Raw genomic sequence first — 7075 nt, 5'->3', positions numbered from 1 at the left:
CGTACACCACGTACACCACCAACCGGCGACCCCCCACCGGAAACACCGCCGGAACCGCACCCACCGCGCCCGGCTCCACCGTGGTCAGCGCAGACCCTGCTCGAGCGCCGAGAGGAGGTAGGCACCGTACCCGCTCTTCATCAGCGGCTCGGCCCGGGCACGCAGTTCGTCGTCTGTGAGGAATCCCATGCGCCACGCCACCTCTTCGGGGCAGCCGATCGACAGCCCCTGGCGCTTCTGCACGGTGCGGATGAACTCGGTCGCCTCGCTGAGCGAGTCGAATGTGCCGGTGTCCAGCCACGCGGTACCCCGAGGCAGGATCTCGACCTTGAGATCGCCGCGCTCGAGATACGCCTTGTTGACGTCGGTGATCTCGAGTTCTCCGCGCGGCGAGGGGGTGAGCGACTTCGCGATCTCGACCACGTCGTTGTCGTAGAAGTACAGGCCGGGCACCGCGTAGTGGCTGCGGGGGGCGGCCGGCTTCTCTTCGAAGGACACCACTCGCCCGTCTGCGTCGAACTCCACGACGCCGTACGCCGTGGGGTCATCGACCCAGTAGCCGAAGACGACGCCGCCGGAGAGGTCGTTGTACTGCCGCAGCCGCGTGCCGAGCCCCGGGCCGTAGAAGATGTTGTCGCCCAGGACGAGCGCGACCGTCTCGGAGCCGATGTGCTCCTCGCCGAGGATGAACGCCTGGGCCAGACCATCGGGCGACGGCTGGGTCTTGTAGGTGATGCTGACCCCGAATTGCGACCCGTCGCCCAGCAGCCGCTGGAACTGGTCCGAGTCGTGCGGCGTCGTGATGACGAGGACATCGCGGATGCCCGCCAGCAGCAGGGTCGACAGCGGGTAGTAGACCATCGGCTTGTCGTAGACGGGCACGAGCTGCTTGGACGTGCCGAGGGTGATCGGGTGCAGACGGGAACCCGTACCACCCGCGAGAATGACTCCGCGCATGGGTACCAGTCTCGCCGATCGCACCGGTCGGGCAAAACCACCCACGGCGCAGGGGGAAACCTGGCGTCCTCGGCCGTAGACTTCGTCCGTGCCCGGCACCGAGCGCTCCCTCCCCCTCCCCGACGAACCCACACTGCTCGACCGCGCCCTCGCGGACTTCAGCGCGCTGAACCGCGAGCTCTCCGCGCGCTGCGCGACGCTCGCACGGGAGAACGACGAGATGCGGTCGCTGCTGGCCCGCCGGCCCTACCGTCTGCTCGCGCGCGTGCTGCGGATTCTCGGGCGATGAGTCCGCACGACGGCGCGCCGGTCACCACGGTGCTCGCGTATCCGGACTATCCCGACAACCCGTGGCAGCGGGTCGTGTACTCGGCGTTCTCCGCGGCCGGCGGCCGCGTCCTCCCGCTGGAGAGGATCGGCGAACTGGCCGCGGCAGCCGCCGCCGTCCGCCGCGACGGCGGACGGTGCGTGCTCCACCTGAATTGGACGGCGCCGATCTCGCAGGCGTCGCCGTCGATCGCGGACTCGGCGCGTGCCGTGGACGAAGCGGTCACCGCGATCCGCGCGTTCCTCGCCGACGGCGGGCGGCTCGTGTGGAGCGTCCACAACGTGCTCCCGCACGAGCTCCACCACTTCGCTCCCGAGGTCATCCTCTGCCGCGCGCTCGCGGAGGCGGCCCACGCGATCGTGATCATGAATCCGGCGACCCCGACGCTCATGGCGCCGTTGTGCGCACTGGATCCGGCGCGCACCGTCACGATCGATCACCCCCGCTACCTCGGCGAGTTCGACGACACGGTCACGCGCGCCGAGGCGAGAGAGCGGCTGGGCCTCGACCCCGACGATGTCGCGACCCTGTTCTTCGGACTCATCCGCCCCTACAAGGGGGTGGAGTCGGTCGTCGACGCCTTCGACCGGTTCGATGACCCTCGTCGGCGACTGCTCGTCGCCGGGGCGACCGGTCCTGGGTACTCCCCGGACGAGGTGGATCGGATGCTGCACCCCCGGCCATGGCTCACGCGGCATCGGGACCGCGTGCCCGACGACGAGGTGCAGCTGTGGTTCGCTGCGTCCGACCTGGTGGTGCTGCCGTACCGGCGCGGCCTGAACATGAGCGTGCTCCTTCTGGCGGCGACGTTCGGAACACCGTCGATCGTCCGCGGCATCCCCGGGACGGAATACCTCGCCGACGAGCGGTGGATCGCCCGCGTCGACGACGACGACGCTCGGTTCGCGGCGTCGCTGTGAGTCGCGCAGGACGACCTGCTCGCCCGGCCGGACGCGCGTGCCGCCGCGCGTGCCTACGCGCAGGCCCGGCGCCCACAGCTGGTCTCGCAGCGGTATCTCGAGCTCTTCCGGGCTCAGTGAAGGCGCAGACAGCGCGACTACGCTGGAGGGATGCGCAAGCTGCTCGTCACCGGCGGCGCCGGGTTCATCGGCTCCAACTTCGTCCACCACGTGATCGACCACACTGACGACCACGTCACCGTGCTCGACAAGCTCACCTACGCGGGCAATCTCGCCTCGCTCGAGGGGCTCCCGACCGACCGGTTCCGCTTCGTCCAGGGCGACATCGCCGACCCCCGCGTCGTGGACGAACTGTTCGCCGACGTCGACGCCGTCGTCCACTACGCGGCCGAGAGCCACAACGACAATTCACTGCACGACCCGCGGCCGTTCCTCGACACCAACATCATCGGCACCTACACGCTGCTCGAGGCCGCTCGACGGCACGGCCGGCGACTCCACCACATCTCGACCGACGAGGTCTACGGCGACCTCGAACTCGACGATCCCGCACGATTCACCGAGACCACGCCCTACAACCCCTCATCGCCGTATTCGTCGACCAAGGCCGGCAGCGACCTGCTCGTGCGCGCCTGGGTGCGCTCGTTCGGCGTTCAGGCGACCATCTCGAACTGCTCGAACAACTACGGCCCGTATCAGCACGTCGAGAAGTTCATTCCTCGGCAGATCACGAACGTCGCGCGGGGAACACGACCCAAGCTCTACGGCGCGGGCGAGAACGTGCGGGACTGGATCCACGCCGACGATCACTCCTCCGCCGTCTTGACGATCCTGGATCGCGGTGCCATCGGAGAGACGTACCTCATCGGCGCCGACGGCGAGAAGAGCAACAAGGACGTCGTCGAGTTGATCCTCACGCTGATGGGCCGACCGGCGGACGCCTACGACCACGTCACCGACCGTGCAGGCCACGACCTGCGCTACGCGATCGATTCGACGAAGCTGCGCACCGAGCTGGGCTGGGCTCCCCGCTACCCGGACTTCGAGGCGGGCCTGGCGGCGACCATCGAGTGGTACCTGTCCCACGAGCCCTGGTGGGCACCGGCCAAGGACGCCACCGAGGCGTTCTACGCCGCGAAGGGGCAGTGAGGGCATGACGGAGTACGGCAAGGCGCTCGGCGCCGCCGAGACCTCGATCCCGGGACTGGTCCTGTGGGATCTGCCGGTGCACGGCGATGCGCGGGGATGGTTCAAGGAGAACTGGCAGCGAGAGAAGATGCGGGCCGCCGGGCTGCCCGACTTCGGCCCCGTGCAGAACAACATCTCGTTCAACGACGCCGTCGGCACCACCCGCGGCATCCACGCCGAGCCGTGGGACAAGTGGGTGTCGGTCGCGACGGGGCGGATCTTCGGAGCGTGGGTGGACCTGCGTGAAGGACCGACATTCGGGACGGTGTTCACCGCCGAACTCGATCCGTCCACGGCGATCTTCGTCCCGCGCGGTGTCGGCAACGCGTATCAGACCCTCGCGCCCGACACCGCCTACGTCTATCTCGTGAACGACCACTGGTCGCCCGACGCCGACTACACGTTCCTGAACCTCGCCGACGAGACTGCCGCGATCGACTGGCCGATCCCGCTGACCGAGGTCGAGATCTCGCCGAAGGACCGCGCGCATCCGCGGCTCGCCGATGTCGTCCCCATGGGCCCCCGCAAGACGCTCGTCATCGGCGCCAACGGCCAGCTCGGTCGCGCGCTGCGCGCGGAGTTCGGCGAGCATCCGTCGATCGAGTACACCACGCGCGATGAGCTCGATCTGGCCGCAGCCGACCTCGAGGGCGCACGACGATGGCGCGACTACGGTGTGATCGTGAACGCGGCCGCGTATACGGCGGTCGACGTCGCCGAGACGCCCGATGGACGCGCCGCCGCCTGGGCCGCGAACGTCGCGGGCGTGGCGGCGCTGACCCGCATCGCGACGGAGGCCGGTGTCACCCTCGTCCACGTCTCGAGCGACTACGTCTTCGATGGGACGAAGGCGACGCCGTACACCGAGGAGGATCCGGTGAGTCCGCTCGGCGTGTACGGGCAGACCAAGGCTGCAGCCGACGCCGTCGTCGCCACCGCGCCCCGCCACTACATCGTGCGCACGTCCTGGGTCATCGGCGAGGGCCGCAACTTCGTGCGGACGATGGCGTCGCTCGCGCAGCGGGGAGTCGACCCGGCGGTCGTCGACGATCAAGTCGGCCGGCTGTCTTTCACGCGCGACATCGCGCGCGGCATCCGACACCTGCTCGACGTGGGAGCTGAGTACGGCGTGTACAACCTGACCGGCGGCGGCGAGGAGGCGACCTGGTACGATATCGCCCGCCGCGTCTACAGCGCGACCGGCGCCGACCCGAACCGCGTCACGCCGATCAGCACCGACGACTACTACGCCGGAAGCGAGGGCGTCCACGCCCCTCGCCCGCGCCGCAGCATGCTCGACCTGGCGAAGATCACCCGCACGGGTTTCACCCCCGCTCCCATGCTGGAGTCGCTCGACGACTACCTCGCGGCCGACGCCGCACAGTGAGCCCGACACCACCCCGAACAAGCACGAGACAGACACGCGCGCCCGCGGGCGGCGTCCGAGGAGACCACCACGTGAAGAAGGTTCTGCTCACCGGCACCGCGAGTGCTCACAACAAGGGCGATGCCACCATGCAGCTCGTCGTCTCCACCGAACTCGAAGCCGCGCTGGGCGATGACATCCGTGTGGCGATCGCGTCGCCGTCGCCGTCCTTCGATGTCGCCGCCTACCCCGACCGCCTCGTCGTCGCCAGCGTCCGCCGCTCACGTCTGTTCCCGGTGAGCCTCGCCGCCGCCGGCCTCTGGGGCGTCCTCAACCGCGCCTTCGGCATTCGTGCCGACGCCCTGCTGTTCACCGATGAGCTGCGCTGGACCGAATCCGCCGACCTCGTCGTCGACCTCAGCGGCGACATGCTCACCGAGGACTACGGCTTCCTCGTCGGCTTCAGCCACTTCATCCCGCTGATCATGGCGCGCTGGCTGCGCACGCCGTACGTGATCTGCGCGCAGTCGATCGGCCCGTTCTCGCGCCTCAAGCCGATCGCGAAGTGGATCCTGCGCCGCGCCGCCGACATCACGATCCGCGAAGACGTGACCCGCGAGCGGGTCGCGGGCCTGGGTCTTCGGATGGAGACGACCGCGGACGTCTCCTTCCTGCTCCAGCCCGACACCGCCGGCGCCGCAGAGGTCCTCGAAGCAGCCGGTGTGCCCACCGACAAGCGGCTCATCGGTCTGTCGGTCAGCCCGATCCTCAAGCAGCGGTACGAGTCCGCGCACCCGGGCGCGTCGTTCGCGCACGCCATCGCCGAATCGGTGAACACGGCGCTGCACGGCGAGGACGTCCACATCGTGTTGATCCCGCACGTCACCGGCCCGGCGACTCGGCACGACGACCGCATCGTCGCCCGGGAGGTCGCCGCGATGCTCACGCTCGATCACACGAACCTCGAGGGCGAGATCGCTCCGCCGGTGCTCAAGGGCGTCATCGCGCGATGCCACGTCGTGCTCGGCGCGCGGATGCACGCGAACATGGGCGCGCTGTCGCAGGGCGTTCCCGTCGTGGCCCTCTCGTACAGCCACAAGACGCAGGGGATCATGGACTCGTTCGGCCAGGGCGACCTCGTGGTCGACGGGCGGCGGCCGCTGCGCGAAGAGCTCAGCGCCGACATCGTCCGCATCATGGACGAACGCGACGTCCGGGCGGCGGCGATCCGCTCCCACCACGATGAGGTCGTCGCCGAGTCGCGGCGCAACATCACCCGCATCCTGGACCGGCTCGACGCGTGAGCGATCCGCAGATCCCCGACGAGCCGGAGCGACCGGCGCGTCCCCGCTGGCGGCGGGTGCTGGTGCGCAGCATCCCGATCGTGTTCTACGGCCTGCTCGCCGTGTCGCTGGCGTGGATCCTCACCCAGATCGACTGGGCCCAGGTGGCGACGATCAGCTTCGACTGGTGGATGGTCGTGTTCGCGACCGTGGTCGCCCTCGTGTCCCGGTTCTGGCTCGTCACGATCTGGCTCGTCCTGCTGCGGCGACTCGGCGCGCGGCACTTCACCAGCATCCCGCTCCTGGCCCATGCCTACGCCAAGGCGTGGCTCGGCCGGTACATCCCGGGCTCGGCCGCGTGGATCCTCGGCAAGATCTACTTCGCGTCGCGCGAGGGCGTCTCCAAGAGCAAGCTCGCCGTCAGCTCCTTCCTCGAAGCGGGGCTGCAGATCCTGGTGATGCTCCTGGTCGGGATCGTCCTGCTGATGGTGGATCCTCGACTCGACTTCGTCACCCCCGGCATCAGGATCACGATGGGCATCGTGGCCGTCGGTTGCGTGGTCGCACTGTGGCCGCCCCTGTTCAACGGACTCGCGAAGTTCGCCTACCGGAAGGTGCGCAAGCGCGAGCTCGGCGATGAGGATCTGCCCACGTGGGGCGCGATCGGCCAGGGCTTCTGGATGTTCGCCGTGAGCACGGTGCTCACGGGAGTGTCGGTCTTCCTGCTCGCCCGCTCGATCCACTCGGACCTCGACGCGTCGCAGCTGCTGTTCATCGTCGCGGCGAACGCCCTGGCGAGTGCCGTGTCGATGATCGCCGTCTTCGCACCCGGTGGACTCGGCGTCCGCGAAGTGATCCTGATCGCCCTGCTGACGCTCATCATGCCGGCGTCGGTCGCCGTCCTCGTGACCCTGTTGATCCGGGTGTGGTCGATCGCGGTCGACTTCGTCTTCGTCGGTGTCACGAAGCTGCTCACGCTGCTCCGCGGCGAGGACACGCACCTTCCCGATCCGCCGACACCCAACCGGTAGCC

General features: G+C 69.0%; 7 protein-coding genes. 6 read left to right on the top strand and 1 reads right to left on the bottom strand.

The annotated features are described in order from the left end of the window. Positions 1 to 84: 84 nt before the first annotated feature. A complete protein-coding gene (gene rfbA, locus ABD663_RS06885) occupies positions 85 to 957 on the bottom strand; it encodes a glucose-1-phosphate thymidylyltransferase RfbA (protein ID WP_344737227.1) in 873 nt (290 codons plus the stop codon). Between the two features lie 88 nt (positions 958 to 1045). Between rfbA and ABD663_RS06880 the strand changes: the two genes are divergently transcribed. The 6 genes from ABD663_RS06880 (at position 1046) to ABD663_RS06855 (ending at position 7073) form a co-directional block, all read left to right on the top strand. After that, positions 1046 to 1246 carry a hypothetical protein gene (locus ABD663_RS06880; RefSeq protein ID WP_344737226.1) on the top strand — a complete coding sequence of 67 codons (201 nt, stop codon included), beginning with the start codon at positions 1046 to 1048 and terminating at the stop codon, positions 1244 to 1246. Then, positions 1243 to 2205 carry a glycosyltransferase gene (locus ABD663_RS06875; RefSeq protein ID WP_344737225.1) on the top strand — a complete coding sequence of 321 codons (963 nt, stop codon included), beginning with the start codon at positions 1243 to 1245 and terminating at the stop codon, positions 2203 to 2205. The genes ABD663_RS06880 and ABD663_RS06875 overlap by 4 nt, the downstream gene beginning before the upstream one ends. A 150-nt stretch (positions 2206 to 2355) precedes the next feature. Next, positions 2356 to 3354, top strand: a complete 999-nt coding sequence (gene rfbB / locus ABD663_RS06870) for a dTDP-glucose 4,6-dehydratase (RefSeq protein ID WP_344737224.1) — start codon at positions 2356 to 2358, stop codon at positions 3352 to 3354. 4 nt (positions 3355 to 3358) lie between these two features. Continuing rightward, entirely contained in the window at positions 3359 to 4780 is a 1422-nt protein-coding gene (locus ABD663_RS06865) for a sugar nucleotide-binding protein (protein ID WP_344737223.1), read from the top strand. A 71-nt stretch (positions 4781 to 4851) separates the two neighbouring features. Further along, on the top strand, positions 4852 to 6063 hold the full coding sequence (locus tag ABD663_RS06860; protein WP_344737222.1) for a polysaccharide pyruvyl transferase family protein: 1212 nt from the start codon (positions 4852 to 4854) through the stop codon (positions 6061 to 6063). Continuing rightward, positions 6060 to 7073 (top strand): lysylphosphatidylglycerol synthase transmembrane domain-containing protein, encoded by a 1014-nt coding sequence (locus ABD663_RS06855; protein WP_344737221.1) that lies wholly within the window; start codon positions 6060 to 6062, stop codon positions 7071 to 7073. The genes ABD663_RS06860 and ABD663_RS06855 overlap by 4 nt, the downstream gene beginning before the upstream one ends. Positions 7074 to 7075 lie beyond the last annotated feature (2 nt).

Source organism: Microbacterium awajiense (assembly GCF_039536545.1).
Taxonomy (GTDB): Bacteria; Actinomycetota; Actinomycetes; order Actinomycetales; family Microbacteriaceae; genus Microbacterium; species Microbacterium awajiense.
The sequence above is the reverse complement of the archived record's forward strand: the minus strand, read 5'-3'. Positions and strand labels throughout refer to the sequence as shown.

Coding starts and splice junctions, on each gene's coding strand:
- rfbA (WP_344737227.1), bottom strand. CDS start 957: ATGCGCGGAGTCATTCTCGCGGGTGGTACGGGTTCCCGTCTGCACCCG.
- ABD663_RS06875 (WP_344737225.1), top strand. CDS start 1,243: ATGAGTCCGCACGACGGCGCGCCGGTCACCACGGTGCTCGCGTATCCG.
- rfbB (WP_344737224.1), top strand. CDS start 2,356: ATGCGCAAGCTGCTCGTCACCGGCGGCGCCGGGTTCATCGGCTCCAAC.
- ABD663_RS06865 (WP_344737223.1), top strand. CDS start 3,359: ATGACGGAGTACGGCAAGGCGCTCGGCGCCGCCGAGACCTCGATCCCG.